This is a genomic window from Pseudomonas kuykendallii, from assembly GCF_900106975.1.
Taxonomy (GTDB): domain Bacteria; phylum Pseudomonadota; class Gammaproteobacteria; order Pseudomonadales; family Pseudomonadaceae; genus Pseudomonas_O; species Pseudomonas_O kuykendallii.
On sequence record NZ_FNNU01000006.1, the window covers coordinates 105,000 to 131,076 of the forward strand.

A 26,077-nucleotide genomic window follows, 5' to 3' on the forward strand; every position below is an offset into this window, starting at 1 on the left:
CCAGTCATGTGAACCCGTTCACGCTTCGTAATGGCGATCTGGAACCATGCCGGCGCCGGGGTGCCCTATCAACGTCCCGCATCACGATGAGGCGGGCCGCAGTCGCAATCGGCCAGGCTGGCCGATGAGGTAAGCCCACTGCAGGAAGCGGCCGCGCCAGGCTGGCGTTGCTCCAAGGCGAGAGGGTGAGCAGACCGGGCAGCACGCCCGGGTGTTCGAGCTCAGCGACCTAAAGCGTGCGTTACTCGCTACCCCAAACGGCGAGATAAGCAAAACAGCGCTCAGGGAACGAGACTGAAAAGGAGGCCCACGGGCCTCCTTTTTTCGCCCTTGCATCACACCTCGTCCAGCGGCACCACGCCGGTGTGCGCGGTGTACTCGCCCGCCATGCCGCGCACCCGCGCGCGCAGGTCCAGTGGGATCGACTTCAAGAAGTGCACGGCGTGCCCGGTGATGTGCCCGGCATCGTCCAGCAGCTCCTCCTCATCGACCATCCACTCCTCGAGCTCCTCGAGGGTGATCCCCAGCTGCTCCGCCAGCTGCGCGTGGTAGCGCGCCTGGTCGCAGTCCTCAATTCGCTCATCACTCATCGCCGTCACCTCTTGGCCTACTCGTCTATGTATGGCCCCGGTGGCGCGCGGCAGTTCATCCGGCTCGGGCGGAGGCACATGCATCAACTGACCTTCGATGATGGGCTGGGCGATCCCTTCAGCGATCCGGAGACTTGGTGCTTCGCCACCAAAACCCCGACCGCTCTCGCATACGCCCGGTGCTTCTGGTGCGGCAGGAAGCCGTCCAGGCTGGACCCACTGCCCCCCGGCTGGTGCTGGGACACGATGGAGCCGACCAACCCCTGGCTCCTCTGCCCAAATTGGCGCAACGCCGATTGCGAGCCTTCCCGCTCATAACCCTCGCATCCGGAGTCACCATGACCGCAGCCGCCAACAGCGTGCCGGGCAATCCGGCTGCGCACCGCAAAAGCCTGATCAAACTTCTCGACCAGGCTAGCCGCCGCCGGCACCTCTGGGAGGTCTTCGGCGACTTCGTGGAAATGGGCGCGCTGGCGATGTCGAACAGCGTCAACCTTACCCAGTTCGCCGAGCGCGAGGCGCGCTACCTGGCGCTGATCCAGCGCTACGAGCCCGACGAGCAGAAGCTGTTCCCGAAGATGCTCGGCGAACTGGTACTGGCGATAGAGTACGGCCCGGACGACGTGCTCGGGCGTGTGTTCGGTGAACTGGACCTGGGCAACGCCGCCCGCGGCCAGTTCTTCACCCCGTATGAAGTCTGTGTGGCGATGGCCCGGCTCCAGGTGGGCGACGGCGCCGACCTGCGCCAGCGCATCCAGCAGCGCGGCTTCATCCGCCTGAACGAGCCAGCCGCCGGCGCCGGCGCGCTGGTGATCGCCATGGCCGAGGCCATGCAGCACCAGCACATCAACTACCAGCAGCACCTGCACGTCATCGCGCAGGACGTCGACTCACGCGCCGTGCACATGGCCTACCTGCAGCTCAGCCTGCTGCACATCCCGGCCGTGGTTATCCTCGGCAACACCCTGGCCCTGGAAGAGCGCGAGCACTGGTACACGCCGGCCCACATCCTCGGGCTATGGGGGCCAAAGCTCCGTCGCGGCTACGCCCTGGGCAGCGCCATGGATGAGCGCCAGGACGAACCGGCGCCCCCGCCCGAGCCGGAGCCAGCCCCTCCCTATATTCCCCAGCCTCTGCCCGCCACCGGCGCGCAGATGGCTCTGTTCTGAGGTGCGCATGCCACCGACCCACCAGATACTCATCGGTGACGCTCTTGAGCAGCTCCGCACTCTGCCGGCGCAATCGGTGCACACCTGCGTCACCAGCCCGCCCTACTACTGCCTGCGCGACTATGGCGTCAACGGGCAGATCGGCCTCGAGCAGACGCCGGCGGAGTTCATCGATCGGCTCGTGGCTGTGTTCGCCGAGGTGCGCCGTGTGCTGCGCGACGATGGCACCTGCTGGGTGAACATGGGCGACAGCTATGCCAGCAACGCTGGAGGCTATTCCGACACCGGAAGCCGAGGAGTCAGCTCAAGCCAGCGGATCGGCGCAGGCACTATGGCAGCTGTAGTGCAGAACAGGAGGCGGGTTCCGTCTTCTGGATTGAAGACCAAGGACCTCATGGGCATGCCCTGGCGCCTGGCCTTCGCCCTGCAGGACGACGGTTGGTACCTGCGCCAAGACATCATCTGGCACAAGCCAAACCCCATGCCCGAATCGACCCGCGACCGCTGCACCAAGGCGCACGAATACCTGTTCCTGCTCAGCAAGAGTCGACGGTACTACTACGACTCGGATGCGATCCGCGAGCCGGCCAACTATGGCCCGACGCCGACCGGTGTCGGGTTCGGCCATGGCACAGATGCTGATAACCGCGGCCGAGGACGCATCTCGGTTCCGAAAGGCTGGGACACCAGCACAGGGGATGGCGGCCACGGCAGCTATCACAAGGACGGCGCGGCCAGGGCGGCAAGGGACAGCTTCAAGCGCGAAGGGTCGAAGCGCGAGCAGATCATCCCCGGCCAGAACAAGGGAACCCATCGTCCAGATAGGGCCGAGAGCACCCACAACCTACTAACGCGGAACAAGCGCAGCGTCTGGACGGTGGCAACGCACGGTTTCACGGGCGCCCACTTCGCCACCTTCCCGCCAGACCTGATCCGCCCCTGCATCCTGGCCGGTTCGCCACGCGGCGGCATGGTACTCGACCCGTTCGGCGGCGCCGGTACCACCGCCCTCGTGGCGATGCAGGAGGGCCGCCGCTCGATCCTCTGCGAACTCAACCCCGAATACGCCGCTCTCGCCCGCGCCAGGCTCGACGCCGCCTGGCTGAACGGCGACTCACAGCTCGACGTATTCCTCGATCAGGAACCTGCGGCATGACCGAGCACAACATCATCAGCTACAGCGGCGGAAAGGACAGCACAGCCATGCTGCTGCTCGCTCTGGAGCGAGAAACTCCCAACCTGCAGGTGGTCTTCGCCGACACCGGAAACGAGCACCCGTCCACCTACGAATACGTGCGCTATGTCGAGCAAGCCACCGGCGTACCTATCCGCTGGATCAGGGCGGACTTCACACAGCAGATCGAAGGGCGCCGGCAGATGATGCGAAACGTCATCGCTGGCACGCACAAGAATCAAGGCCGCTATGAGTGGACGCCTGCTATCGCTCATCGAGCGCTGGAGATCCTGCGGCCAACAGGTAATCCCTTCCTGGACATGTGCCTCGTACATGGGCGGTTCCCTTCCACAAAGGTGGCCTTCTGCAGCAAGGAGTTAAAGCGGGACCAGCTCACCAAACAGGTCCACCTTCCGCTGCTGGACGCAGGCGACGACGTCCAGTCCTGGCAGAGCGTCCGATCAGACGAAGGAGGTAAGCGGCACCTGCTGACTGCCACCGAACTCTCGATGACGCGCCCGAACGGCGCCGAGCTGTGGAGCTTCCGCCCGATCCTGGCCTGGAAAGCCGAGGACTGTTTCAAGATGCACCGCAAGCATGGCCTGAAGGCGAACCCACTCTATGCCCAAGGCATGAAGCGTGTCGGCTGCATGCCTTGCATCAACGCTGGAAAGGACGAGCTGCTGGAGATCAGCAAGCGCTTCCCGGAGGAGTTGAAGCGCATCGCCGAATGGGAGCGAATCGTCTCGCTGGTCAGCAAGACCAACGTTGGCACGTTCTTCCCTGCCTCGGACCTGGGTGCGACCTCAGCAGCAGACGCCGGAACCCTTACCCATGGGATCAACGCCCGGGTGGAGTGGGCAAAGACATCCCGCGGCGGCCGGCAGTACGACATGTTGCGCGTGGACAGCCCGGTAGAGCTTTGCACTTCGATTTACGGGCTGTGTGAGTGAAGGGGATTCTGCATGCACGCCGCCTACTACAACGAACACGAACCCTACGCCGCGCAGTGGCTCCGCAACCTCATCGAGGCGGGCCACATCGCGCCCGGTGATGTCGATGAACGCTCGATCGAGGATGTGCACCCTGATGATCTCAAGCCCTACACCCAGTGCCACTTCTTCGCCGGCATCGGCGTTTGGTCCCTCGCCCTTCGCCGCGCCGGCTGGCCAGATGATCGACCTGTTTGGACCGGTTCCTGTCCGTGCCAACCTTTCTCCACGGCAGGCGAAGGAGCTGGGTTTGATGACCCGCGCCATCTTTGGCCAGCGTTCGGTTGGCTCATCGGCAAGCGGCGTCCTCCAGTCGTTCTTGGAGAACAGGTTGCGAGCAAGGACGCAGAACCTTGGCTCGACCTTGTACAAGCTGACGTGGAAGCCATGGGCTACGCCTTCGGGGCCATCCCGTTCCCGTCTTCGAGCGTCGGTGCTCCGCACATCCGGGACCGCCTGTTCTGGGTGGCCGACGCCGACAGCGGCGTTGGCCGACAAGGGCGTGCGCACGCTGGAAGGCGGGCTGCTGGAAGCCATGCGAAATCATGGTCCGGACTTGGCAGCTGCCGTGTGCCTGGCAGGATGGCCGACACCCCTTGCGCTAGACCACAACGCCAGCGCGGGCTCCGGACTGAGCTATCGGGATGTGCCGAGAGCTGCATCCCTTGCCGGCTGGCCAACTCCGATGGCGGGCACACCAGCGCAGCGCGGAAACAACATGGCCGGCAACTCGGACTTCACACGCAAGACCGAAGCGATATGCGGTCGGGCGATCAAGGGGCATGGCCTGAATCTGTCGTCGAACTGGTGCGGGCCAGCCCGGTTAACGGCCTCTGGGCAGATGCTGACTGGCTCTTCTGCCGGGATGGAAAGTGGCGGCCAGTTGAACCCGGCACATTCCCGCTGGCTGATGGGGCTCCCGCCCGAGTGGGACGACTGCGCGCCTACGGAAACGCCATCAATGCTGAAGCGGCAACGCAGTTCATAGCCGCGTACATGGAGTGCTATCCCGCAGTTTGACTGTCGTCGCTCATGGCGTTCAGCTTCAATCGCCGGTGCACCACACGGTGGCAGTGATTGCCCGAGCGAGTGATCGGTGGAAGGAGGAATGGCAGCGACGGGCGACATGATTGGATGCAACGATGCAGTCGGGTTAATCTTCTAAGGCTTTTCAACGGCAAAGGCGCATCTAACAATGACTGGATACTCCGACCTAAGTGCAGACAAGAAACGGAAGTTCGAGGAAGCTATTTTTGATTACCCTACGTTAATTGAGCAAGCACAGAATCACCTAGAGTTCTTTATTGGATTCAATAAAGATCACTATCGAGGTGAAAACGAGAGTATCAAGCTAACATGGTACGAATATAATGGGTTATATGCTGAGGCCGTAGCACTTAACTTACCGGGAAAGCATCATGAAGTTCGCATAAGTTACGGCACTCTAATGGAGCTATCTTGCGATGCGCACGCTTTAACTAGATTTTCAGCGGGTATAAGGAGTGGAGAACTTGCCGACCTTTACAAGCAGTTTGGAAAAACCCCGAACCTCAACTGCCACGGCATTCTTCCTGAAGGCTTGGAACCAGCCAAATGTCAGCAAAGACTATATTTCCACGCGTTAGAATGGATATTCCATCACGAAGCAGCTCACCTCCTTCAGAATCACGCACTGTATCGCCTCGACGGAAACGGGCACACACAGTCATCGTTATCCGTGGCAGAGTTCGGAAGCGAGGAAGCGAATAGCATTTCCGGCTATGCCTCCGAGATATCGCACGTTACTGAGCTAGCCGCTGATTATGAAGCCATCTATCGATTGCTTATCTCTATAGCAATAAGTAAGAGATTGGCAGCCAAAGACGGTTTAGTACCCGATCAAAACATGAACGAGACCGACATATGGCTAATACTCGGCAGCATGGCTTCAGTTTTTTTATTATTCTATAGATGCAATCCATCCCCTTTTAATGGAAAAGCATTAGGCAAGCACCCTCATCCAGCAATACGCTTTCAATTCGCCATGAGAGCAATGGCTAGGCAGATAATGTCACCAGCGTTTAAAAATGAATTTGGAATAGACCTTGACGAGCAGCGTATTGGCTGGCTTGCTCATCAGGTATTTATAACGTGTGGATCCAATTTCATTCAGCGCTACGAGAGAGATCCGAATGAGGCCGTTGAATTTGGAAACCTTATTCTTTTAGACGATAGCATCGAAAAAGCCGAATACTATCATTGTATTAAATCGCACTGGGAAAGACTGAGAAGAGAAATAAAGACACACTATCCCGACCAGGATTTTTTTCTCATGGAATTCGACGAAGGCATTACAAAACGCGCGACCGCTTACGCTGAATCGAAGAAATAGCCGGCCCAATTTCGTTCAACTCTTCAATTCACCCTCCTAGGCAGAGTGAATATACAGCGTGACCGACGAAACCCCATCGACGCGGCCGCCTGCACCCCGCAGAATGCTGGATATCCAACCAGTAAATGCCGCCATGTATTTCGACATCGTCCCGATGCGCGTCCGGGGTAAGCCGCGCGAGCCGCGAGACCTGCGCAACGCCCAGCCGGTGCGCGGCGACGTGCACATGGTGCAGGCGCGCGAAACGCCGCTTGGCCGCGCCTCCACCGTCGCCTACCTGCAGAACCAACACCACGACTTGGACCAGTTGCCCAGGCTCTACGACGCCGTGATCCACGGTATGGCCAGCAACGGCGCCACCATCACCGGCATCGAACTGGTCGACGGCGCGGCGTACGCCCAGTCCTGGTGGATCAGAACGCCTGGCCCGGCGTGAGCCGAATAATCCCTGCTATTCGGCTCACTTCCATCTCTCGCTCCAAGACCATTCCCCGCCATCACGCCACAGCGAGGTGCCCCCATTGCTTCCGGAAAATACGGCAAACGCGTCTGCCAGCCCCTACCACATGCACCTCTCCGCCCTCGCCCGCACGCTGGGCAACTTCCTCTATCGCTACGGCAGCGAAGTGCAGTTGCACGAGGCAATGGCGCGGGTGCTTACCGAAGCTGGCCACACCTTCGTGCGTGAGCAGATCCTCGACGCGAAGAACCGCGCCGACTTCTGGTTTCCCGAGAGCCGGCTGGTCATCGAGGTGAAGGTTGACGGCACGCTGGCGGAAGCGCTGCGCCAGTGCGGGCGGTACCAGAACCTGCCGGTCGTGAACGGCGTGCTGCTGGCCAGCACCCAGCGCTGGGCGAGCATGCCGCTCACGGAGCGCCCCGCCTGGGGCGGAAAACCCTTCCACATGATTCGCCTGGGACGACAAGCCCTATGACCACGGACAGCTACGGCCAGGTCGCCTTCAACGGTCGCACCTGGCGGATCACCTGCGAGCCGCAGGTGCGCTCCCGCCTCAAGCGCGTGTTTCCCCGCGTGCCGCAGGGTGCCGCCAACCACGTCGACCTGGTGGGGAGCCCAGAGAACAGCCGCGAGCTGCTGTGGTTCCTGCAGCGCTACCCGATGACGATGGAGGCCGAGGTCCAGGCCGCGCTCGAGCACCTGGCAGCCCGGCATGTGGAGATGGAGCAGAGCCTGGCGGCACTGGTTGCCGGCCGGCTGCACCTGCCAGCCTTCGAGTTGGCCAAGCCGCCGCGCGAGTACCAGCGCTACGCCGGCGCGCAGGTGGCCATCCGTGGCGGGCTGCTGGTGGCGGACGACCTCGGCCTGGGCAAGACCGTGACGGGCATGTGCCCGTTGGCAATACCGGAGAACCTGCCGGCCGTGGTGGTATACCCCGCCGCGCTGCCGAACCACTGGCCGGAGAAGCTTGCCGAGTTCGTGCCGAACCTGCGTGTGCATCACATCCGCAAGGGCCAGCCCTACCCGCTGATCCGCCAGCCGCGCCAGCGCATCATCGACCTGTGGGACACCCTGCCGGACGTGATTCTGGTCAGCTACCACAAGCTGCGCGGCTGGGCGGAAACCCTGGCTGAAATCGTCCAGTACGCGGTGTTCGAGGAATGCCAGCAACTGCGCAGCCCAGACAGCGACATCTACCGCGCCTGCTGCCACCTGGCCGAGCACGCCCGCCTGCGCATGGGCCTCACCGCCACGCCAATCTACAACTACGGCTCAGAGTTCTACCACGTGGTGAACCCGCTGATTCCGGATTGCCTGGGCGGCTACGACGAGTTCCTCCGCGAGTGGTGCATCGGCTCGCCGGGCGAGAAGCCCAAGCTGCGCGACGCCGAGCAGTTCGGCACCTACCTGCGCCGTGAGGGCATCATGCTGCGCCGCACGCGCGCCGAGGTTGGCCGCGAGCTGCCGGCGCTTTCGAAGATCCCGCACGAGATCGAGTCCGACAGCCGCGTGCTGGAGAACATCACCGGGGACGCCGTCGCCCTGGCCAAGACCATCCTCAAGGCGAATGAGGCGTTCAGCGGCGAGAAGATGCGCGCCGCCGGCGAGTTCGACAGGTTGGTGCGCCAGGCTACCGGTGTGGCCAAGGCGCCCTACGTGGCCGAGTTCGTCCGCTTGCTGGTCGAGAGCGGCCAGCAGGTGCTGCTCTTCGGTTGGCACCGCGAGGTGTACGGCATCTGGCTGGAAAAACTCGCCGCGTTCAACCCGGTGATGTACACCGGCAGCGAGTCGCCGAAGGAGAAGCAGGCCGCCAAGGAGGCCTTCATCGCTGGCGACAGCCGCGTGATGCTGATCAGCCTGCGCGCTGGAGCCGGCATCGACGGCCTGCAGTATGGCTGCAGCACCGTGGTGTTCGGCGAGCTGGACTGGTCGCCCGGCGTGCACGAGCAGTGCATCGGCCGCGTCCACCGCGATGGCCAGGCCGAGCCGGTGCAGGCGTTCTTCCTGATCTCGGATGAAGGCAGTGACCCGATCGTCTCCGACGTGCTCGGCGTGAAGCGCGAGCAGATCGAGGGCGTGCGCAACCCCGGCGACAACCTGGTGGAGCGCCGCGATATCGGCGAGAACCAACTGCGGCAACTCGCCCAGCGCTTCCTCAAGGAGCAGGGAGTCGCCATTCCCAGCACCAGCGAGCCCGCGGCGCTGCGCCCGCAGCAGTTCGAGTTGACGTAATGGGCCAGCGCTACGGAAGCGGCACCTGAATCGGCAACCCAGCCGCCTGCAGCCCCTCGGCTATCTCGTCGAGCACCGAGAGGGTGAGCAATTGCCGGGTTTCGATGATGAGGCGGCAGGGGTCGTTCGGGTCGGCCGGCGGCTCGCCCCAGATGTGAACGCCAAGTTCCCTTTCGCCGGTGGGTGCAACGACCACTTGGCACACCTGGGTGAAGTCCACTCTCGCGATATCGCTAGGCAGGATGACTTTCATTCTTCGCTCCATGAAGAAAAACGGACGTGACTGGCTGTCACGCAATCGACTGGCGGGACACAGCCCGCCAACTCCGCATTGCACCACCCGCTGGGCGGGAAGGCTCGTGCGAATAGGCCGCCCCACCCGGCTGCCATCCTTGCCCGATGCGCAGCCGGGCGAGCGGCGCCCGCGGAGTATCCCATCTTTCCCTTACCGATCACCGCCATCTGCCAGGCGGCAAGGAGTCGCTATGCATGCACCAACCCTCAAGCGCATCTACGTGAGCGGCCCGATGACCGGCCTGCCCGACCTCAACTTCCCCGCGTTCTACGCCGAGGCTGCGCGCCTTGAGGCGATGGGCTACGAGGTGGTGAACCCCGCGTCGCTCAACCCGGCGAACGCCACCTGGTCCGAGTGCATGCGCACCGACATCGCCGCACTGATGACCTGCGATGCCCTGGTGCTGCTGCCCGGCTGGGCGGATTCCAACGGCGCGATGGTCGAGCTGCAACTGGCCCACCGCTTGGGCATGCGCGTGCTGACGACGGCGGAGATTCCAGCACCAGAAGCGCCGGCGGCAGCCGGCACCATCGCAGTGGATGCCGACGCGCTGCGCACCATCCTCCAGGCCCTGCTCGGCTCGCCGCATCTCATCCGGGAGCAACAAGCCTTCGCCGATCTACCAAACAGCGCGATCAGCAAGCTGGTCGATCAGTACGAGGCATGGGCAACAGAGCAGCCGAGGAAGCAAGCATGAAGGAACGTCCGATTTTGTTCAGCGAGGAGATGGTTCGCGCAATTCTGGATGGCCGGAAGACTGTTACCAGGCGCGCGATCAAGCCGATTATGCGCAGCGCCGACCTCCAGTTTGATCTTCAGCAGGAGGCAGACGGCAGCTGGAACCCTTACCACACCTTCGACGAATCCCGCTTCGACCGAAGCGGCACAGAGCATCCAATCAAATGCCCCTACGGCCAGCCCGGTGACCGGTTGTGGGTTCGCGAGACCTGGGGCGTCATCAGTCACACCTGGGATGAGCGTGGAGAAATGGCTGATTGGGTTCCTGATCGGCCCGCAACGCCAATCCGCGAGTTGCGTTTCGGGCGTGGCTACTACTCTGGCCACGCCATCTATGCAGCGGATGGTCCCGCGGAATGGGCAGGCGATGACGATGGTGGCGGCGAACCGCGTTCGGCGTGGAAACCATCGATTCACATGCCGCGGGGCGCCTCCCGCATCCTGCTGGAGATCACCGCAGTGCGCGTCGAGCGGTTGCAGGCCGGTGAAGGGGAGACGGCATTTGAAAGCCGCTATGTCGCCGAAGGCATCCATCGAATCCATCACGGTGACGGTGATTATTACTTCCACGCCTTCAAAGACGAGCCCGGTCCAGGCAACTGGTGCGATCCGTTTGACGCCTGGCGCGAGCTTTGGGTCTCCATCAACGGCGCCGATTCCTGGAACGCCAACCCCTGGGTCTGGGTCGTCGAATTCAAGCAGGTGAAGCCATGAGCCTCTCCCGCAACGAACGCCGGGCGCTGAATCGATCCAACCAGTCGCAACCTCGCTACCTCGCGCAGGTGCCGCGCGCGGCCTGGCCAGCACACAACCAGCCAAGCCTGATCGAGGTGTGGCGCAGCCGCCACTACCTCGTGCAGGTCTTCGACGAGGCTGAGGGCGTGCAGCGTCTCAGCGTTTGCCGCACCAGCCACAACGGCGACAGCTGGGTCGACCAGATCACCTGGGACGAACTCATGCAGTGCAAGCGCGAATGCGGCCGCGGTGACCGGGATGCCCTGGAGGTTTACCCGGCAGACCGCGACGTGGTGAACGTCGCCAACATGCGCCACCTCTGGCTGCCGCCAGCGCCCGTTCCATTCGCCTGGAGAAAGCGATGACCGCCCGCACCTTCTGCCGCACCCACCGCAAACCCGCCAGCGAATGCCCGTGCTTCCGCTGCAACCCGCCGGAGCCCACGCCATGCCCGAGCCCCACCGCCTGATCGCCAGCCATTGCGAGGACGTCATCGGCCGCCGGCTGATCGTCCTCGACGGCATGCCCGGCAACCGCGCCGAGCTCTACCCGAAAGACCTCCGCGCCCTCGCCCGCCAACTCATCCAGATCGCCAACGACGCCGACCAAGGCGCCACCGGCCTCATTACCTATCCAGACGATCTGTCAGTGAACGTCCACCAGGAGGCTCCGTAGCCATGGAGAAGAACACGCCTGATTTGCTCGAACTGATCCGCCGCGCATGGCGACTGATCCCGTCCGAGACCATGATCGACCCAGCATTCGCCGAGGAGCACGCGGCCTGGCATCTCGAAGCAAGCGCTGTTCTTCGCGCGGTTGAAGGGCAGCCGTCAGCCACTACGCGGGTCGTGATGCCTGAGCTGCAGCGGCTCGCAACTGAGCTCTGTGATGCGGTCGAGAACATCAACGACCTTCCGCCGGTGAAATATGCGCTTCAAGCGGGGCGTGCGGTGAACAAGGTGCGCGACGAAGTAGCCCGCCTCAACGCCTCGCCTGCCGAGCAGCAGACCGACGCTGCGCGTGACGTCCTGGCCGAGCGCCAGCGGCAGATCGCCTTCGAGCTTTGGACACCCGAGCATGACGATGAGCATGTCTGCGATGAGATCGCGGCTTTCGCAAGCTTCTACGCCATGCCCCCGGCGGCGAGGGAATGGGACGCTACCAGCACCGGCTATGGCCTCACCCTCGGCCAGGCTATCGTCCCCGAAGGTTGGCAGACCAAGACCGGCGACCGGCGGCGCGAGCTGGTGATTGCAGGCGCCCTGATCCTCGCCGAGATCGAACGTCTGGACCGCGCAGCCCTCTCCATCACCCAGCAGGAAGTGAAGCCGTGAAGGCCCGAATAGAAAAGAAGCTGAGCAATCGGCTTACTCAAATCGCGCCGTCGCAGTTCCCTCGCTCTTGGGTAGACAAGGAGGTCAGCGAACTGGCCTGGAAGCAACGCACCAGGGTAAGCCACATTCGCAGCGTTGGTGGAGGCACCGACTACTGGGGCGAAGGCATGGACGCGTACACCGTCTGGGCTGATTGGCGTATGAACTGGTACTGGCATGGCCCATTCAAATCATACCCGGAAGGCCATGAGTATGAAGGCTGCCCGGATACAGGGACCTTTCGACCAACAACGCGAAACCTGCTGCGCCTGGCGGCAGACTGCGAGCGCGCGAGGCGCGGCAAGGACGGTGCGCGATGAGCCTCCCCTACGAAAACGCCACGTCGGGCGACAAGGCCTTCGCCGAAATCCAGAAGATCCTCGCCCGCTTCGGCTGCGACAACTACGGGATCATGCAGAAGCGCGCCGAGCAGGTGACGCTGCTTCAATTCGAATGGCACGGCCGAACGGTCCAGGTGCCGGCGAACTGGGGTGGCTACGCCACTACGTGGCTGCGCGAGCACCCGCACACTTCCCGCATGCGCTGCACCCAGGCGGAGTATCGCGAGCGAGCGATGGAGATCGCGCAGATCGCTGTGTGCTCGGTGCTCCGCGACTGGGTGAAGGCCCAGGTCACCATGGTCGAGTGCCAGCTCATGACGCTCGAGGAAGTCTTCATGCCCCACATGCTGCTACCGAACGGCAAGCGCTTGGTCGAGCACGCTCAGAAGCTGCTGGAGAACGACAGATGAACGACGACGTCATCGACTGCCCGGCCCTGCACCAGCAGAGCGCCGACTACCCCTTCGGCCGACGCGTACCGAAGACCGTGCGCATGCTCCGCCACGTAACCCCGGACCCGATGCCGGGGATCGGTCTGGCCTTCCTGGACCAAGACAAGCCGATCCCCGAAGCGTCGGCAGAGGCGCTGATCCCGGTCTGGACCAACCGCCACGGTGCGGTCGCTGCAGTTCTCCCAGACGGCCAGCGCCTCGGCCTGAAGCCGGATGAGTTCGAGGTGGTCGAGTGGCTCGACCTCGGCCCGCCCGACCCGCTGCCGGCCGCCCTCGCCCTGCTCAAACGCGCGAATCGCTACGTCAGCGTGCACGCCAGCATCGGCGGCCAGAAGCTGGGCGCCGAAATCACCGAGTTCATCGCCAGTGCCGGAAGGCAGGTGCGCAAAGGAGAATGAGCATGGCCAGGGTCATTTCACAGATGACGGTGCAACTGCCCCGCCTTATGGAGGCCAGCGAGTACCGCAAACTTCGGTACGCCGGCGGAAAACCGAGTCTGCAGCAGTTGAAGAAGTGGATCGAGGAAGGTGAATTGGAAGGGGAAATCCGAGGCGGCGTGTACTTCGTGGATTTGCAGGCCGCCCTGCTGGGCAGCAGCGATCCGCTTCTGGCCCGAATGCTGGAGCATTGACATGCCGCCGCGCCGCCGCAATGCGAAAAATCGCGATCTCCCGCCCAACCTGTACCCCAACGGGCGCTACTGGCAGTACCGCAACCCCATCACCGGCAAGAAGACCAGCATCAACAAGCCATTGGCCGAGGCAATCAAACTCGCCAGAGCGGCCAACGCGAAGCTGGCGCCGCTCATGGCCGACGACGGTGCACTGCTAGCGCTGATCACCGGAGAAGAGGCGCCCACCGTGAAGCGCCTGCTCCAGCGCTTCGAGCTGGAGTGGCTGCCCTCTCGCGGGCTCGCGGAGTCGACGGCGAAAGAGGTGCGCATCAAGCTGGAGCGCTACCGCGCCGACTTCAGCGGGAAATTGGTCGGGCAGATCGACGTGCTCGCCATGGCCGACTACCTCGACCAGTTCACGAACAACGCCTACACCAAGCACCGCGGGTTGCTGATCCAGATCTGGGACTTCGCCGTGGCCAAGGGGTTGGCCGAACGCAACGTCGCCGATATGACGCTGAAGAAGAAGGAGGCCGAGAAGAAACGCCAGCGCCACACCCTGGAGGGCGTGCAGAAGATCCTCTCCGCGGACACAACACCGGACTGGCTGCGGCGCGCGATCCGCCTGGCCCTGCTCAGCCTGCAGCGGCGCGAGGACTTGGTGACGTGGCAGCGGACCGCTGTCGATATGGCGGAAGGCATCATCAGAGTAAGCCCTGGGAAAACCGCCGGCTACGAGAATCCTATCCACTTGGAAATAGAAATGGGTCCTGATCTGCGCGCCGTAGTCCAGGAATGCCTGGCGGATCCGATCGCCGGTCCCACCCTACTCCGCTACCGGCCTATGGCGCGCCGCCGCGAGCAGATCGACGCGAAGCAGCATTGGTCAGCAATTACCGAAAACTACCTGACGAACGAGTTTCGGAAAGCCCGCGACGCGGCTCATGCCTACGACCAAATCGAGGACCCACGAGCGCGACCGACCGTGCATGAACTCCGCGCGCTCGGTGCCTGGCTCTACGAACAGCAGGGGTATCCGCTGGAGTATGTGCAGGCGCTGATGGGTCACGCTGACGGGGAAATGACCGCTTATTACCAGGGAGGGCACGTGAAGCAGGAGGCCCATTTCACGAGGGTTCAGGCGGGGTTGAAGCTGTAGATCGGGTGGTGCGTTTTCCCAATCTATTCCCAATGATTGCCCAAAACAAAAAAGGCGATCCTTTCGGATCGCCTTCTAAGCCCCGTGCAGTACGGGTTCTGTTTGGTAGGCACAATTGGATTCGAACCAACGACCCCCACCATGTCAAGGTGGTGCTCTAACCAACTGAGCTATGTGCCTGCATTGGCCGCGCATTTTACGGAGCGCCGCAGGGGTGTCAACCATTTTTTCGCTAACGTGCTGAAAAAACCGTGTTTTTTAAAACTCTAAGTGAACCGAACAGCGCTGGCGGCGGAGTGAGCTTCTCGGTTAGCATCGACTCATCCGTAAAAAATAAAGAACAGAGACTCCAATATGTCGCACACAACCTACCCGCAGTCCTATTACGCCGCCTCCGCCAACCCGGTGCCGCCGCGCCCGGCGCTGGACGGCGAGGTGGAAACCGACGTGTGCGTCATCGGCGCCGGCTATACCGGCCTGTCGACAGCCCTGTTCCTCCTGGAGAACGGTTTCCGCGTGACCGTCCTGGAAGCGGCGAAAGTGGGCTTCGGCGCGTCCGGGCGCAACGGCGGGCAGATCGTCAACAGCTACAGCCGCGACATCGACGTCATCGAGCGCACGCTGCCCGCACAGCAGGCGCGGCTGCTCGGCGAGATGGCGTTCGAGGGCGGGCGCATCATCCGGGAGCGGATCGCCACCTACGGGATCGCCTGCGATCTCAAGGAGGGCGGGGTCTTCGCCGCGCTGAGCGCCAAGCAGATGGGTCACCTGGAGTCGCAGAAGGCGCTGTGGGAGCGCTATGGCCACAGCCAGCTGAAATTGCTCGACCGTCAGGGCATGCGCGATGTGGTGGCCAGCGACAACTACCTCGGCGGCTTGCTGGACATGAGCGGCGGGCATATCCACCCGTTGAACCTGGCGCTTGGCGAAGCCGCGGCGGTGGAATCCCTTGGCGGCACGATCCACGAGCAATCGCCCGCCACGCGCATCGAGCGTGGCGCCAATCCGGTCGTGCACACGCCTCGGGGTCGTGTACGGGCGAAGTTCGTGGTGGTCGCCGGCAACGCCTACCTGGGCAACCTGATCCCGGAGCTGGCCGCGAAATCGATGCCGTGCGGGACCCAGGTGATCACCACCGAGCCGCTGTCCGAGGACCTGGCGCGCTCGCTGCTGCCCCAGGATTACTGCGTGGAGGACTGCAACTACCTGCTGGACTACTATCGCCTCTCCGGCGATCGTCGGTTGATCTACGGCGGTGGCGTGGTCTACGGCGCCCGCGACCCGGCGAACATCGAGACGATCATCCGGCCGAAGATGCTCAAGACCTTCCCGCAGCTCAAAGACGTGAAGATCGACTTCGCCTGGACCGGCAACTTCCTGCTCACCCTCTCACGCCTGCCGCAGGTCGGCCGCTTGGGCGACAATATCTACTACTCCCAGGGCTGCAGCGGGCATGGCGTGACCTACACGCACCTGGCCGGCAAGGTCCTGGCCGAAGCGCTGCGCGGCCAGGCCGAACGCTTCGATGCCTTCGCCGGGCTGCCGCACTACCCCTTCCCCGGCGGTCGGCTGTTGCAGGTGCCGTTCAGTGCGCTGGGCGCCTGGTATTACACGCTGCGCGACAGGTTCGGCCTCTGAAGGCGAATGAAAAACGGGGCTCGTAAGCCCCGTTTTTTCGTCACTGCGCGGTCGTTTGCGTCGGCCAGCGTTCGGCCGCCGTGCGGTAGGCGCGCTGCGCGGCGTCGGCACGGCCGGCCTCCTTCAATTCTGCCGCGGCCTTGAGCCAGACCGGGCGCTGCGCACTTGCCGGCAGCAGGCTGGCGGGCAGCGTCAGCACGGCCCAGCGCTCGCTGCTTTTCCAGGTCTTCTCGAACGCCGCGAAATCGCTTTGCAGCCGGCGCGAACCGCCGGAGCGCAGCGTCAGCGTCTGCTTGTGCAGGTCGTAGCCGACCACCACCGCGTAATGCCATTCCGGCCACATGTCCATGCCGATGTTCTGCAGCACCAGCACCGGGTTGCCCGCGGCCACCTCGCCGAGCAGCGCGTCCATCGTCGGCTGCAATGGATAGACCAGCATGTCGTGGGCTTCCGCGGTGGCGACCATCGCCGGCCGCATGTCGTCGCGACCGACGATGTAGACGCGGTCCTTGAGCAGGCCGGGGTCGGTGTTCACGCCGCGCTGCAGGAGCATGCTGGCCATCGCCGCCGGAGCGCTCTGGAAGGCGTTCTGCGGGAAGAACGGCACATCGCTCAGCTCGACCCGTTCGGGAAGACGCGAAGTGATCGGCGAAAGAACCGGCTCGCTTGAGCAGGCGGATAGCAGCACGAGCAGGGCCAGGGGAAGCAGACGTTTCAGTGTGGGCATCGGAAGGCGGCACTGGAAAAAGGTGGCGCTGAGCATATCGGTGATGCCCGCGTTCACCAAGGACAAACGGCGCCCATCAGAGCAGCGCCTGGTAGAAGCGCCACTCGCACTCCAGCACCTCGGCCAGGTGCGCGGCCTGGCGAAAGCCGTGGCGCTCGTCGGGATACAGGCGGTACTCGACGGCAATGCCGTTGCGTCGCAACGCCGCGACCATCGCCTCGGTCTGCGCGGGCAGTACCACTGCATCGCGTCCGCCCTGGAAGAAGATCACCGGCGCGCTGATCCGCTGCGCGTGCAGCAACGGCGTGCGCGCCGCGTAACGCTCGGTATCGCGCTGCGGATCGCCAATCAGCCAGTCCAGATAGTCGGCCTCGAACTTGTGCGTGACCCGGCCCAGCGCCAGCGGATCGCTGACGCCGTAGAGGCTGGCGCCGCCGCGGAAAGCATCGGCGAACGCCAACGCACAGAGCGCCGTGTAGCCGCCCGCGCTGCCGCCGCGAATGAACGCGCGGCGCGCGTCGACGAGGCCACGCTGCGCCAGATGCTGCAGCAGGCTGCAGGCGTCCTGCACGTCGCTGATGCCCCACTGCGTCCTCAGGCTGTTGCGATAGTCGCGGCCGAAGCCGCTGCTGCCGCGGTAATTGAGATCGGCGACGGCGAAACCACGCTGGGTCCAAAACTGGATGCGCGGATCGAACACCGGGTAGCACGCCGACGTCGGGCCGCCATGGAGGAACACCACCAGCGGTGGCTTTTCGTCGTCGATGGCACGGCAGTCGGCATTGCGCGGCGGATAGAAGAACGCGTGCGCCTCGCCATCGCCGCTGGCGAAACGCAGCGCCTCGGGACGCGACAGGTCGCCCTCGCCCAGCGCGACGTCGCCGCCAGCGAGCACACTGACCGCGCCGCTGGTCCGCTCGATGGCGAGGATCGCGCTGCTGCGTTCGGGCGAGGCGGCAATCGCATAGAAATGCCGGTAGTCCGCGGCGACCTGACGGAAGCGGGTGAATGACTCGGCGAGGCGTCGTTCGCCGGCGGACGTGGCTTCGGCCAGCACGCCGAAGCCGTCCTCGAAACGACTCAGCAGCAGGCCGCTCGCCAGTGGCAGGTAGCTGCAGGCGCCCAATTGCCAGGGCGCGGCGGCATGGTCCGACTGTACGATCGCCCTGTCGTCCATCGGTTGCCACTGGCCGCCCTGCTCCACCCACGGCTGCCACCAGCTACCGGCATCGCTCAGGCAATGCAGGCGACCATCCTGGGCGAACCGCGGCTGCTGCAGTGACGTGCCCCCCTCCGCACCGGCCAGGCAACGCGGGCTACCCCAGCGCCCGTCCGCGTCGCGCTCGGCGACGCACAGCCGGGTGGCGGTCCAGGGTTGCTCCGGGCGGTTCCATTCGATCCAGGCAAGCCGACGGCCATCGGCGCGAAGCGTGGGAGCGGCGTAGAAATCCGCCCCGTCGATGACGACGGCGCGGGCCCCATCGCGCAGCGACAGGGAAACGATCCGGTGCCGCACGCCCGCTTCGCCGTGTTCTTCCTCGACGGCAAGGATCGCTTCGCCGAACGCATCGTGCTGCAGATCGCCGTAGCGGCGCGCGGCGCAGTCGGTGAGCGCCTTGGGATCGCCGACCAGGGCCTGCCGATAGACCTGCTGATCCGCCTCGCCGACGAAGGCGACGCCGTCGCGGGTCACGCAGAACGCGCCGCCACCGTACTCATAAACCCGGCTGCGCAGCGAAACGCCAGCCGGCGACAGGCAACGGCGCTCGCCGGCGCGGTGAAACCACAGAGTGCTGCGCGCATCCGCGGGGTCGAACTCGATCCACAGCACGCCGCCATGTCCGGCACGCAGCTCGGCGAAATCGCGGCTGGCCGCGGCGGCGTTCCCGGCGCCCCAGCGGCTGGGCCAGAATCCGTAGCGGTGGGCGGTGCTCACGCGGGACATGGCAAGCGACCGTCAGGCCTTGGCGATGAGGCGTGAGGCGCGCTCGTTGCGAAATTGCAGCTGGTCCATGCCGAGCGCGGCTTCTTCGGCCTCGCGGCGCGCGTCGAGGATCACCCCGTGCTGCGCTGACTTGCTGCACACCGGGTCGGCGTTGCTCGCATCGCCGGTGAGCATGAACGCCTGGCAGCGGCAGCCGCCGAAATCCTTGCCCTTCTCGTCGCAGGAGCGGCACGGCTCGCGCATCCAGTCGTCGCCGCGGAAGCGGTTGAAGCCGAACGAGTCGTGCCAGATGTGCGCCAGGCTGTGCTCGCGCACGTTGGGAAACTGCACCGGCAGTTGCCGCGCGCTGTGGCACGGCAGCGCGGTGCCGTCCGGGGTGATGTCGAGGAACAGGTTGCCCCAACCGTTCATGCAGGCCTTGGGGCGCTCCTCGTAATAGTCCGGGGTGACGAAGATCAGCTTGCACGGGTGGTTCTGCGCCTCGAGTTTCTCGCGCCACTGGTTGGTGATGCGCTCGGCGCGCTGCAGTTGCTCGCGGGTCGGCAGCAGGCCGGCACGGTTGAGTTCGGCCCAGCCGTAGAATTGGCAGGTGGCGAGTTCGACGAAGTCCGCTTCCAGCTCGATGCACAGCTCGATGATCCGCTCGATGCGGTCGATGTTGTGCCGGTGGGTGACGAAGTTGAGCACCATCGGATAGCCGTGGGCCTTCACCGCGCGGGCCATTTCCAGCTTGTGGGCGAAGGCCTTCTTCGAGCCGGCGAGCAGGTTGTTCACCTCTTCGTCGGCGGCCTGGAAGCTGATCTGGATATGGTCCAGCCCCGCCTCGCTGAAGCTGGCGATGCGCTTTTCGGTCAGGCCGATGCCGGAGGTGATCAGGTTGGTGTAGTAGCCCAGGTCGCGCGCCGCCTTGATCAGCTCGGCGAGGTCCTGGCGCACCAGCGGTTCGCCGCCGGAAAAGCCCAGTTGCGCCGCACCCAGCTCGCGGGCCTGGCGAAAAACCTCGACCCACTCCGCCGTGCTCAGCTCGGCGCCCTGCTGGGCGAAGTCCAGCGGGTTGGAGCAGTACGGACACTGCAACGGGCAGCGGTAGGTCAGCTCGGCCAGCAACCAGAGCGGCGGCCCGGGCGTGTGGCCCGGTTTAGCGAAACTCGATCCAGTGCTTTGCATGGGCGATATCCAGGAATTCGAGAACATCCGGCGCCAGGTCGGGCGCATCGGGGAACTGCGCGCTCAACGCGGCGACGATGGCGGCGGTGTCGCGCTGGCCATCCACCTGCTTGAGGATTTCCGCGGCGCTGCCGTTGAGCTTGATCATCCCCTCCGGATAGAGCAGCACGTGGGCGTCCTGCGCCGGCTCGAACTGGAAGCGGTAGCCGCGGCGCAGCGCCGGTACTCGCGCCAGGGAGGTCATGAGCATCTCCCGTAGGGTGCGCCGTGCGCACCACGAGATATGCAGACGGAGACTTTGGTGCGCATGGCGCACCCTACGATTGAAGGTTTCACAGGGCGATCCCCTTGTGCCAGACGCGCTCGCCGGTCACCGAGTGGTAAGGCGGCCGGTTCAGCTCATAGGCCATGCTCATGGCGTCGAGCATGCTCCAGAGGATGTCCAGCTTGAACTGGAGGATATCCAGCATGCGTTGTTGCGACTCGGCCGTGGTGTAGTGCGCCAGGGTGATCCGCAGGCCGTGCTCGACGTCGCGCCGCGCCTGGCTCAGGCGATTGCGGAAGTAGTCGTAACCCGCCGGGTCGATCCACGGGTAGTGCTGCGGCCAGCTGTCCAGCCGCGACTGGTGGATCTGCGGCGCGAACAGCTCGGTCAGCGAACTGCTCGCCGCTTCCTGCCAGTTCGCGCGGCGGGCGAAGTTGACGTAGGCATCCACCGCGAAGCGCACGCCCGGCAGTACCAGCTCCTGCGAGAGAATCTGCTCGCGATCCAGCCCCACCGCTTCGCCAAGGCGCAGCCAGGCTTCGATACCGCCCTCCTCGCCGGGCGCGCCATCGTGGTCGAGGATGCGCTGCACCCACTCGCGGCGGGTGTCGCGATCCGGGCAGTTGGCCATGATCGCGGCGTCCTTGAGCGGGATGTTCACCTGGTAGTAGAAGCGGTTGGCGACCCAGCCCTGGATCTGCTCGCGGCTGGAACGCCCCTCGTACATCGCCCGGTGATAGGGATGATGAATGTGGTAGTAGGCGCCCTTGGCGCGCAGCGCCTGCTCGAATTCGGCGGGGGTCATGGCAGTCATGGACATCGAAGCACTCCGTGGCGACGCCGCTCTCCCGGGCTGCGCGGGCGCAGCGTTGGCGGCACTGTTCATACGGCGATGCGCGGCGCGCATCTACAGGGTGATGCTCATTCCGTCGAATGCGACTTCCACGCCATGCGCAGCCAGCTGCGCGCGCTCGGCGGAGTCCTCGTCGAGGATCGGATTGGTGTTGTTGATGTGGATGAGCACCTTGCGCGGCGCGGCCAGTCCGTCGAGCAGTTCGAGCATGCCGCCCTCCCCGCTCTGCGGCAGATGCCCCATCTCGCTGCCGAGCTTGTCGCCGACCTCGCAGACGCGCATCTCGTCATCGCGCCACAGCGTGCCGTCAACCAGCAGGCAGTCGGCGCGAGCCATGGTCTGGCGCAACGCGTCGCTGACCTGGCCAAGCCCCGGCGCATAGAACAGCGTACCGCCGCCGTTCAGGTCCTCCACCAGCAGGCCGAGGTTGTCGCCCGGGTGCGGGTCGTGGCGATGCGGCGAATACGGCGGCGCCGCGCTGCGCAGGGGGATCGGGGTGAAACGCAGGCCGGGGCACGCCGGAATGACGAAGCTGCCTTCCAGACCGATGGGGTTCCAGCGCAGGCCGCCGTTCCAGTGTTCGAGCATGTTGAACAGCGGAAAGCCGGTGGTCAGGTCCTGGTGGACCATCTCCGTGCACCAGACTTCATGCGGGCAGCCTTCACGCAGGCTGAGCAGCCCGGTGGTGTGGTCGATCTGGCTGTCCAGCAGGATGATCGCGCCGATCGCCGTGTCACGCGACTTGCGCGCCGGCTGCAGCACGGGGAAGGCTTCGAGTTGGGCACGGATGTCGGGAGATGCGTTGCACAGGATCCAGTCGACGCCGTTGTCGGACAGGGCGATGGAGGACTGGGTGCGGGCGCGGGCGTTCAGGGTGCCTTCGCGCAAGCCGCGGCAGTTGCGGCAATTGCAGTTCCATTGCGGAAAGCCACCGCCCGCCGCGGAACCGAGAATCTGGATATGCATGGGGAGCCCTGGCAGGAAGCCCCGGCAGGGCCGGGGCGGAACGGATCAGCGGTTGGCGAAGTACATGGTCACTTCGAAGCCAATGCGCAGGTCGGTGTACTCGGGCTTAGTCCACATGGCGTTTCCTCTCTTGGATTTATGGGCCGGAAAAACTCCGGTACCCCACGTTCGCGCCATTTCGCAAAAAGCGAAATGGTACTTTGGAAGCAGACAGCGCCCTGCTTCGGTAGTGCCCGCCGGTAACAACTGCCGCAGAGCTGCTACAGCTGTTCAACGACAGGACTCTGCAGGGAATCGCAGGCAAAAAAAAACGCGGCCTGGGCCGCGTTTTGGTCGTGCGATGAGGCTTACAGCGCGGCGCGGAAGATCGCCTCGATCTGCTCCTGGCTGGCCGGACGCGGGTTGGTCAGGCCGCAGGCATCCTTCAGCGCGTTGGCGGCGAGGATCGGGATGTCCTCGGCCTTGGCTCCGAGGGCAATCAGGCCGGCAGGGATGTTGACGTCCGCCGACAGCGCGCGAATCGCCGCGATGCAGGCCGCGGCGCCGGCCTCGGCGTCCAGGCCCTGCACGTCGACGCCCATGGCCTGCGCCACATCGGCCAGGCGCTGCGGACAGACGGCGGCGTTGAAGCTCTCCACATGCGGCAGCAACACCGCGTTGCACACGCCGTGCGGCAGGTCGTAGAAACCGCCGAGCTGGTGGGCCATGGCGTGCACGTAACCCAGCGAGGCGTTGTTGAACGCCATGCCGGCGAGGAATTGTGCGTAGGCCATCGCCTCGCGCGCTTCCATGTTCTTGCCGTCGTTGACCGCCTGGCGCAGGTTCTGCGAGATCAGCGTCACCGCTTTCAGGGCGCAGGCATCGGTGATCGGCGTCGCGGCGATGGAAACGTAGGCCTCGACCGCATGGGTCAGGGCGTCCATGCCGGTGGCGGCGGTCAGCCCGGCCGGCATGCCGACCATCAGCGACGGGTCGTTGACCGAAAGGATCGGGGTCACGTTGCGGTCGACGATGGCCATTTTCACGTGGCGGCTTTCGTCGGTGATGATGCAGAAACGGGTCATTTCGCTGGCGGTGCCGGCGGTGGTGTTGATCGCCACCAGCGGCAGCTGCGGCTTCGCCGACTGGTCGACGCCCTCGTAGTCGGCGATCTTGCCGCCGTTGCTGGCGCACAGGGCGATGCCCTTCGCGCAGTCGTGGGGCGAACCGCCACCGAGGGAGATGACGAAGTCGCAGCCTTTCTGCTGCAGCAGGGCCAGGCCCTTCTCGACGTTGCCGACGGTGGGGTTGGGCTGCGCGCCATCGAACAGGCTGGATTGGATGTCCTGCGCCGACAGCAGCGCGGCGACCTTGTCGGCCACGCCGGCCTTGGCGAGACCTGCATCGGTGACGATAAGAGCGTGACGGAATCCGAAGTTGCGGATGGCCAGCATGGCCTCTTCGAGACTGCCACTGCCCATCATGTTTACCGCGGGGATGAAGAACGTGCTGCTCATCAGGGTGCTCCTCCTGTGCGTTTCGCAGGACTGTGTTTGTATGCCGCACCGAAGCTACTCCCGGCGATCTCCACCGACACTGATGTCAGGCAAGAAACGGTCTGATTGCCGCACCCCCGTTTTCCACTGGACCGATGGCGTGCAGTGACGCAGCAGTGCGACAGGTGTCGCACCCTGCAAGGCACGGTTGGCCGGGGAACCCGACCAATGGGCAGGCGGAATGGTCGCAGGCTGCCTGTAGAGTTAGTCTGAGGAAGCACCCAAGCCGCTTGCGTCGCAACAACAAGAACAGGACAGCTCGTCCGCCGATGCGTGGGCCGAGCGCCAGCAGTTGGAGTCGCCATGAACCCTTCGCCGTTGGCCCAGCCGGGCAGTCAGGACCTGAACCGTTTCATCCTCGATCATTTCGCCGAGCGCTCGGTACGTCCGGAGGGCGTGATCGCCCAGTCCTGGCACCGCAGCATCGTCCAGCACGGCCTCAACCCGCGCGGGCGCAACGAGAAGGTCATCCTCACCGCCGCCGAGATCCGTCGCCACCAGGAGCTCAACCAGGAATACCTGGCGATCGCCGGGCAAGGCGTCACCGGCCTGTCCAAACGCGTTGCCCAGGCTGGCTTCGCCGTGCTGCTCAGCGACGAGAACGGCATCACCCTGGATTCGCGCCTGCCTGCGCAACGCGATCCCTACACCCAGTCCGGGCTGATCGTTGGCGCACGCTGGGACGAATCGGTGGTCGGCACCAACGGCATCGGCACCTCGCTGGTGTCGCAACACGCGCTGACGATCCATCGCGAGGAACACTTCCTGGCCGCCAATGCGCGGATGAGCTGTTCGGTCTCGCCGATCTTCGACCCGCTGGGCAAGCTCAAGGGCTGCCTGAATGCCTCCTGCCTGGATATGGACGGCCCCAAGGAGGCCCAGCACCTGACCCTGCAACTGGTGGTCATGTACGCGCGGATGATCGAGAACGCCTACTTCCGCCACAGCTATCGCGACTGTCTGACCCTCGCGCTGAAACCGCGCGACGAGATCAGCGATCTGGCCAGCGAGCAACTGCTGGCGCTGGACGAAGGCGGCAACGTCGTCGGCGCCAACCATGCCGCTTTCGTTGCCCACCAGAAGGGCCGCCAGCTGATCGGCCGGGCCATCGACAGCCTGCTGCCGCTACGGGTCGACGAGTTGCTCGACCTCAGTAAGGGCGGCGCGCGCAGCCTGATGCTGCGTACCCTCGACGAGGAAGCGCTGATCGAAGTCGCCCTGCGCATCCCGGCCGGCGCACCTGCGGCTACGCGCCCGGTCGGTTCCTACGTCGCGCCGAACGGAGAGCTGAACCGGTCGAAGCCCGCCTCGCCCGATCTCGAGCAGCTCAGCGGCCGCGACGCCGGTCTGCAGGCCAGCGTGCAGCGCCTGCGCAAGCTGCTGGACAAGGGACTGCCGATTCTTCTGGAGGGCGAAACCGGCACCGGCAAGGAAGCCTTCGCCCGCGCCATCCACGCCGCCAGCCGACGCGCGCGCGGGCCTTTCGTCGCGCTCAATTGCGCGGCGATTCCGGAAACCCTGATCGAGAGCGAACTGTTCGGCTACCGCAGCGGCAGCTTCACCGGCGCCAACCGCAAGGGCATGAAGGGAAAGCTGGAGCTGGCCAACGGCGGCACCCTGTTTCTCGACGAGATCGGCGACATGCCGGCGCACCTGCAGACGCGCCTGTTGCGGGTGCTGGCCGAGCGGGAAATCTTCGCCCTCGGCGCCGAGGAGCCGGTACCGCTGGACGTCCAGGTGATCTCCGCGACGCACCAGGACCTGCAGGCGATGATCCAGACCAAGAGTTTTCGCGAGGACCTCTACTACCGGCTCGGCGCCGCGGTGGTCCGCCTGCCGGCCCTGCGTGAACGCAGCGACAAGGCCTGGCTGATCCGCACGCTGCTGGAGGCAGAGCAGCAAGGCGCCTACCTGCAACCCCAGGCGCTGGAGGCGCTGCTGGCGTGTCCGTGGCCGGGGAACATCCGTCAGTTGCTCAACACCCTGCGCTACGCCGTGGCGCTGGCGGAAAACGGCTGTATCGGCATGGACTGCCTGCCGGCGGAGCTGACGCGCGCGACGCGGACGTTGCCTCTGTTGCAGACGCCCGAAGGTGTCGCCGGGGGCAGCCTTCAGGAACGCATCGGCGATGTCGAAGGCCAGGCGCTGCTGGAGGCGCTGCGTCAGCACAAATGGAACGTCACGGCGGCGTCCGAGCAGTTCGGCATCTCGCGCTCGACGCTTTACCGCAAGATGAAGAAGCACGGCATCGTGCCGCCGAATGCGCTGGGCTAGCTAACCCGCTGCA

The 26,077-nt window shown here is 64.6% G+C and carries 30 protein-coding genes and 1 tRNA gene; 20 read left to right on the top strand and 11 right to left on the bottom strand.

Annotated elements, in window-relative coordinates; all coding sequences use genetic code 11:
• Window positions 1–335: 335 nt before the first annotated feature.
• Entirely contained in the window at window positions 336–590 is a 255-nt protein-coding gene (locus BLV15_RS18570; protein ID WP_090231198.1) for a hypothetical protein, read from the bottom strand.
• Window positions 591–928: 338 nt separating this feature from the next.
• Between BLV15_RS18570 and BLV15_RS18575 the strand changes: the two genes are divergently transcribed.
• The 8 genes from BLV15_RS18575 (at window position 929) to BLV15_RS18605 (ending at window position 8,988) form a co-directional block, all read left to right on the top strand.
• Window positions 929–1,759 (top strand): N-6 DNA methylase, encoded by an 831-nt coding sequence (locus BLV15_RS18575; protein ID WP_139210755.1) that lies wholly within the window; start codon window positions 929–931, stop codon window positions 1,757–1,759.
• Window positions 1,760–1,766: 7 nt separating this feature from the next.
• On the top strand, window positions 1,767–2,915 hold the full coding sequence (locus tag BLV15_RS18580) for a DNA-methyltransferase (protein WP_090231199.1): 1,149 nt from the start codon (window positions 1,767–1,769) through the stop codon (window positions 2,913–2,915).
• Window positions 2,912–3,886 carry a phosphoadenosine phosphosulfate reductase domain-containing protein gene (locus BLV15_RS18585; RefSeq protein WP_090231200.1) on the top strand — a complete coding sequence of 325 codons (975 nt, stop codon included), beginning with the start codon at window positions 2,912–2,914 and terminating at the stop codon, window positions 3,884–3,886. The genes BLV15_RS18580 and BLV15_RS18585 overlap by 4 nt, the downstream gene beginning before the upstream one ends.
• Before the next feature lie 12 nt (window positions 3,887–3,898).
• A complete protein-coding gene (locus BLV15_RS18590; RefSeq protein WP_090231201.1) occupies window positions 3,899–4,945 on the top strand; it encodes a DNA cytosine methyltransferase in 1,047 nt (348 codons plus the stop codon).
• A 175-nt stretch (window positions 4,946–5,120) separates the two neighbouring features.
• Entirely contained in the window at window positions 5,121–6,296 is a 1,176-nt protein-coding gene (locus BLV15_RS21960; protein ID WP_139210756.1) for a hypothetical protein, read from the top strand.
• Between the two features lie 103 nt (window positions 6,297–6,399).
• Window positions 6,400–6,732, top strand: a complete 333-nt coding sequence (locus tag BLV15_RS18595) for a hypothetical protein (RefSeq protein ID WP_245728227.1) — start codon at window positions 6,400–6,402, stop codon at window positions 6,730–6,732.
• A 130-nt stretch (window positions 6,733–6,862) separates the two neighbouring features.
• Entirely contained in the window at window positions 6,863–7,231 is a 369-nt protein-coding gene (locus tag BLV15_RS18600; RefSeq protein ID WP_090231203.1) for a hypothetical protein, read from the top strand.
• The gene (locus BLV15_RS18605) at window positions 7,228–8,988 is read left to right on the top strand and encodes a DEAD/DEAH box helicase (RefSeq protein ID WP_090231204.1); all 1,761 of its coding nucleotides are present in this window, start codon (window positions 7,228–7,230) and stop codon (window positions 8,986–8,988) included. Before BLV15_RS18600 ends, BLV15_RS18605 begins: the two co-directional genes overlap by 4 nt.
• Window positions 8,989–8,998: 10 nt before the next feature.
• Here the strand turns inward: BLV15_RS18605 and BLV15_RS18610 are convergent, their stop codons facing one another.
• On the bottom strand, window positions 8,999–9,241 hold the full coding sequence (locus BLV15_RS18610; RefSeq protein WP_090231205.1) for a hypothetical protein: 243 nt from the start codon (window positions 9,239–9,241) through the stop codon (window positions 8,999–9,001).
• 232 nt (window positions 9,242–9,473) lie between these two features.
• Between BLV15_RS18610 and BLV15_RS18615 the strand changes: the two genes are divergently transcribed.
• The 10 genes from BLV15_RS18615 to BLV15_RS18660 all read left to right on the top strand — a co-directional run bounded on the left by BLV15_RS18615 (window position 9,474) and on the right by BLV15_RS18660 (window position 14,694).
• Window positions 9,474–9,980 carry a DUF4406 domain-containing protein gene (locus BLV15_RS18615; RefSeq protein WP_090231206.1) on the top strand — a complete coding sequence of 169 codons (507 nt, stop codon included), beginning with the start codon at window positions 9,474–9,476 and terminating at the stop codon, window positions 9,978–9,980.
• A complete protein-coding gene (locus BLV15_RS22175) occupies window positions 9,977–10,735 on the top strand; it encodes a hypothetical protein (protein WP_090231207.1) in 759 nt (252 codons plus the stop codon). Before BLV15_RS18615 ends, BLV15_RS22175 begins: the two co-directional genes overlap by 4 nt.
• Window positions 10,732–11,121, top strand: coding sequence for a DUF7694 domain-containing protein (locus tag BLV15_RS18625; protein ID WP_090231208.1), 390 nt, complete (start codon window positions 10,732–10,734; stop codon window positions 11,119–11,121). Before BLV15_RS22175 ends, BLV15_RS18625 begins: the two co-directional genes overlap by 4 nt.
• An 82-nt stretch (window positions 11,122–11,203) precedes the next feature.
• Window positions 11,204–11,431: a hypothetical protein gene (locus BLV15_RS18630; protein WP_090231209.1), complete on the top strand. Its 228-nt coding sequence runs from the start codon at window positions 11,204–11,206 to the stop codon at window positions 11,429–11,431.
• A 2-nt stretch (window positions 11,432–11,433) separates the two neighbouring features.
• Window positions 11,434–12,090: a hypothetical protein gene (locus tag BLV15_RS18635; RefSeq protein WP_090231210.1), complete on the top strand. Its 657-nt coding sequence runs from the start codon at window positions 11,434–11,436 to the stop codon at window positions 12,088–12,090.
• Entirely contained in the window at window positions 12,087–12,449 is a 363-nt protein-coding gene (locus BLV15_RS18640; protein ID WP_090231211.1) for a hypothetical protein, read from the top strand. The genes BLV15_RS18635 and BLV15_RS18640 overlap by 4 nt, the downstream gene beginning before the upstream one ends.
• A complete protein-coding gene (locus BLV15_RS18645; RefSeq protein ID WP_090231212.1) occupies window positions 12,446–12,880 on the top strand; it encodes a hypothetical protein in 435 nt (144 codons plus the stop codon). Before BLV15_RS18640 ends, BLV15_RS18645 begins: the two co-directional genes overlap by 4 nt.
• Window positions 12,877–13,320 (top strand): hypothetical protein, encoded by a 444-nt coding sequence (locus BLV15_RS18650; protein WP_090231213.1) that lies wholly within the window; start codon window positions 12,877–12,879, stop codon window positions 13,318–13,320. Before BLV15_RS18645 ends, BLV15_RS18650 begins: the two co-directional genes overlap by 4 nt.
• Before the next feature lie 2 nt (window positions 13,321–13,322).
• Complete coding sequence (locus BLV15_RS18655) at window positions 13,323–13,553, top strand: hypothetical protein (protein ID WP_090231214.1); 231 nt, start codon at window positions 13,323–13,325, stop codon at window positions 13,551–13,553.
• A 1-nt stretch (window position 13,554) separates the two neighbouring features.
• Window positions 13,555–14,694: a tyrosine-type recombinase/integrase gene (locus tag BLV15_RS18660; protein ID WP_090231215.1), complete on the top strand. Its 1,140-nt coding sequence runs from the start codon at window positions 13,555–13,557 to the stop codon at window positions 14,692–14,694.
• A 103-nt stretch (window positions 14,695–14,797) separates the two neighbouring features.
• On the opposite strand, the gene BLV15_RS18665 is transcribed toward BLV15_RS18660, so the two are convergent.
• Window positions 14,798–14,874: transfer RNA gene (locus BLV15_RS18665), tRNA-Val, on the bottom strand.
• Between the two features lie 174 nt (window positions 14,875–15,048).
• Between BLV15_RS18665 and BLV15_RS18670 the strand changes: the two genes are divergently transcribed.
• Window positions 15,049–16,332 (top strand): NAD(P)/FAD-dependent oxidoreductase, encoded by a 1,284-nt coding sequence (locus BLV15_RS18670; RefSeq protein WP_090231216.1) that lies wholly within the window; start codon window positions 15,049–15,051, stop codon window positions 16,330–16,332.
• A 40-nt stretch (window positions 16,333–16,372) separates the two neighbouring features.
• Here the strand turns inward: BLV15_RS18670 and BLV15_RS18675 are convergent, their stop codons facing one another.
• The 8 genes from BLV15_RS18675 to yiaY all read right to left on the bottom strand — a co-directional run bounded on the left by BLV15_RS18675 (window position 16,373) and on the right by yiaY (window position 23,751).
• On the bottom strand, window positions 16,373–17,059 hold the full coding sequence (locus tag BLV15_RS18675) for a PA2778 family cysteine peptidase (protein WP_139210757.1): 687 nt from the start codon (window positions 17,057–17,059) through the stop codon (window positions 16,373–16,375).
• A 76-nt stretch (window positions 17,060–17,135) separates the two neighbouring features.
• Complete coding sequence (locus tag BLV15_RS18680) at window positions 17,136–19,004, bottom strand: alpha/beta hydrolase family protein (RefSeq protein ID WP_090231218.1); 1,869 nt, start codon at window positions 19,002–19,004, stop codon at window positions 17,136–17,138.
• A 12-nt stretch (window positions 19,005–19,016) separates the two neighbouring features.
• Window positions 19,017–20,171 (bottom strand): pyrroloquinoline quinone biosynthesis protein PqqE, encoded by a 1,155-nt coding sequence (gene pqqE / locus BLV15_RS18685; RefSeq protein ID WP_090231219.1) that lies wholly within the window; start codon window positions 20,169–20,171, stop codon window positions 19,017–19,019.
• The gene (pqqD, locus tag BLV15_RS18690; protein ID WP_090231220.1) at window positions 20,143–20,421 is read right to left on the bottom strand and encodes a pyrroloquinoline quinone biosynthesis peptide chaperone PqqD; all 279 of its coding nucleotides are present in this window, start codon (window positions 20,419–20,421) and stop codon (window positions 20,143–20,145) included. Before pqqD ends, pqqE begins: the two co-directional genes overlap by 29 nt.
• Window positions 20,422–20,503: 82 nt before the next feature.
• Window positions 20,504–21,256, bottom strand: coding sequence for a pyrroloquinoline-quinone synthase PqqC (gene pqqC, locus BLV15_RS18695; protein WP_090231221.1), 753 nt, complete (start codon window positions 21,254–21,256; stop codon window positions 20,504–20,506).
• Window positions 21,257–21,343: 87 nt separating this feature from the next.
• Window positions 21,344–22,255 (bottom strand): pyrroloquinoline quinone biosynthesis protein PqqB, encoded by a 912-nt coding sequence (gene pqqB / locus BLV15_RS18700; RefSeq protein ID WP_090231222.1) that lies wholly within the window; start codon window positions 22,253–22,255, stop codon window positions 21,344–21,346.
• A 45-nt stretch (window positions 22,256–22,300) separates the two neighbouring features.
• Window positions 22,301–22,372, bottom strand: a complete 72-nt coding sequence (gene pqqA / locus BLV15_RS21970) for a pyrroloquinoline quinone precursor peptide PqqA (protein WP_003291121.1) — start codon at window positions 22,370–22,372, stop codon at window positions 22,301–22,303.
• Between the two features lie 230 nt (window positions 22,373–22,602).
• The gene (yiaY, locus tag BLV15_RS18710; RefSeq protein ID WP_090231224.1) at window positions 22,603–23,751 is read right to left on the bottom strand and encodes an L-threonine dehydrogenase; all 1,149 of its coding nucleotides are present in this window, start codon (window positions 23,749–23,751) and stop codon (window positions 22,603–22,605) included.
• 342 nt (window positions 23,752–24,093) lie between these two features.
• Between yiaY and BLV15_RS18715 the strand changes: the two genes are divergently transcribed.
• Window positions 24,094–26,064, top strand: coding sequence for a sigma-54-dependent Fis family transcriptional regulator (locus tag BLV15_RS18715; protein WP_090231225.1), 1,971 nt, complete (start codon window positions 24,094–24,096; stop codon window positions 26,062–26,064).
• Window positions 26,065–26,077: the final 13 nt, after the last annotated feature.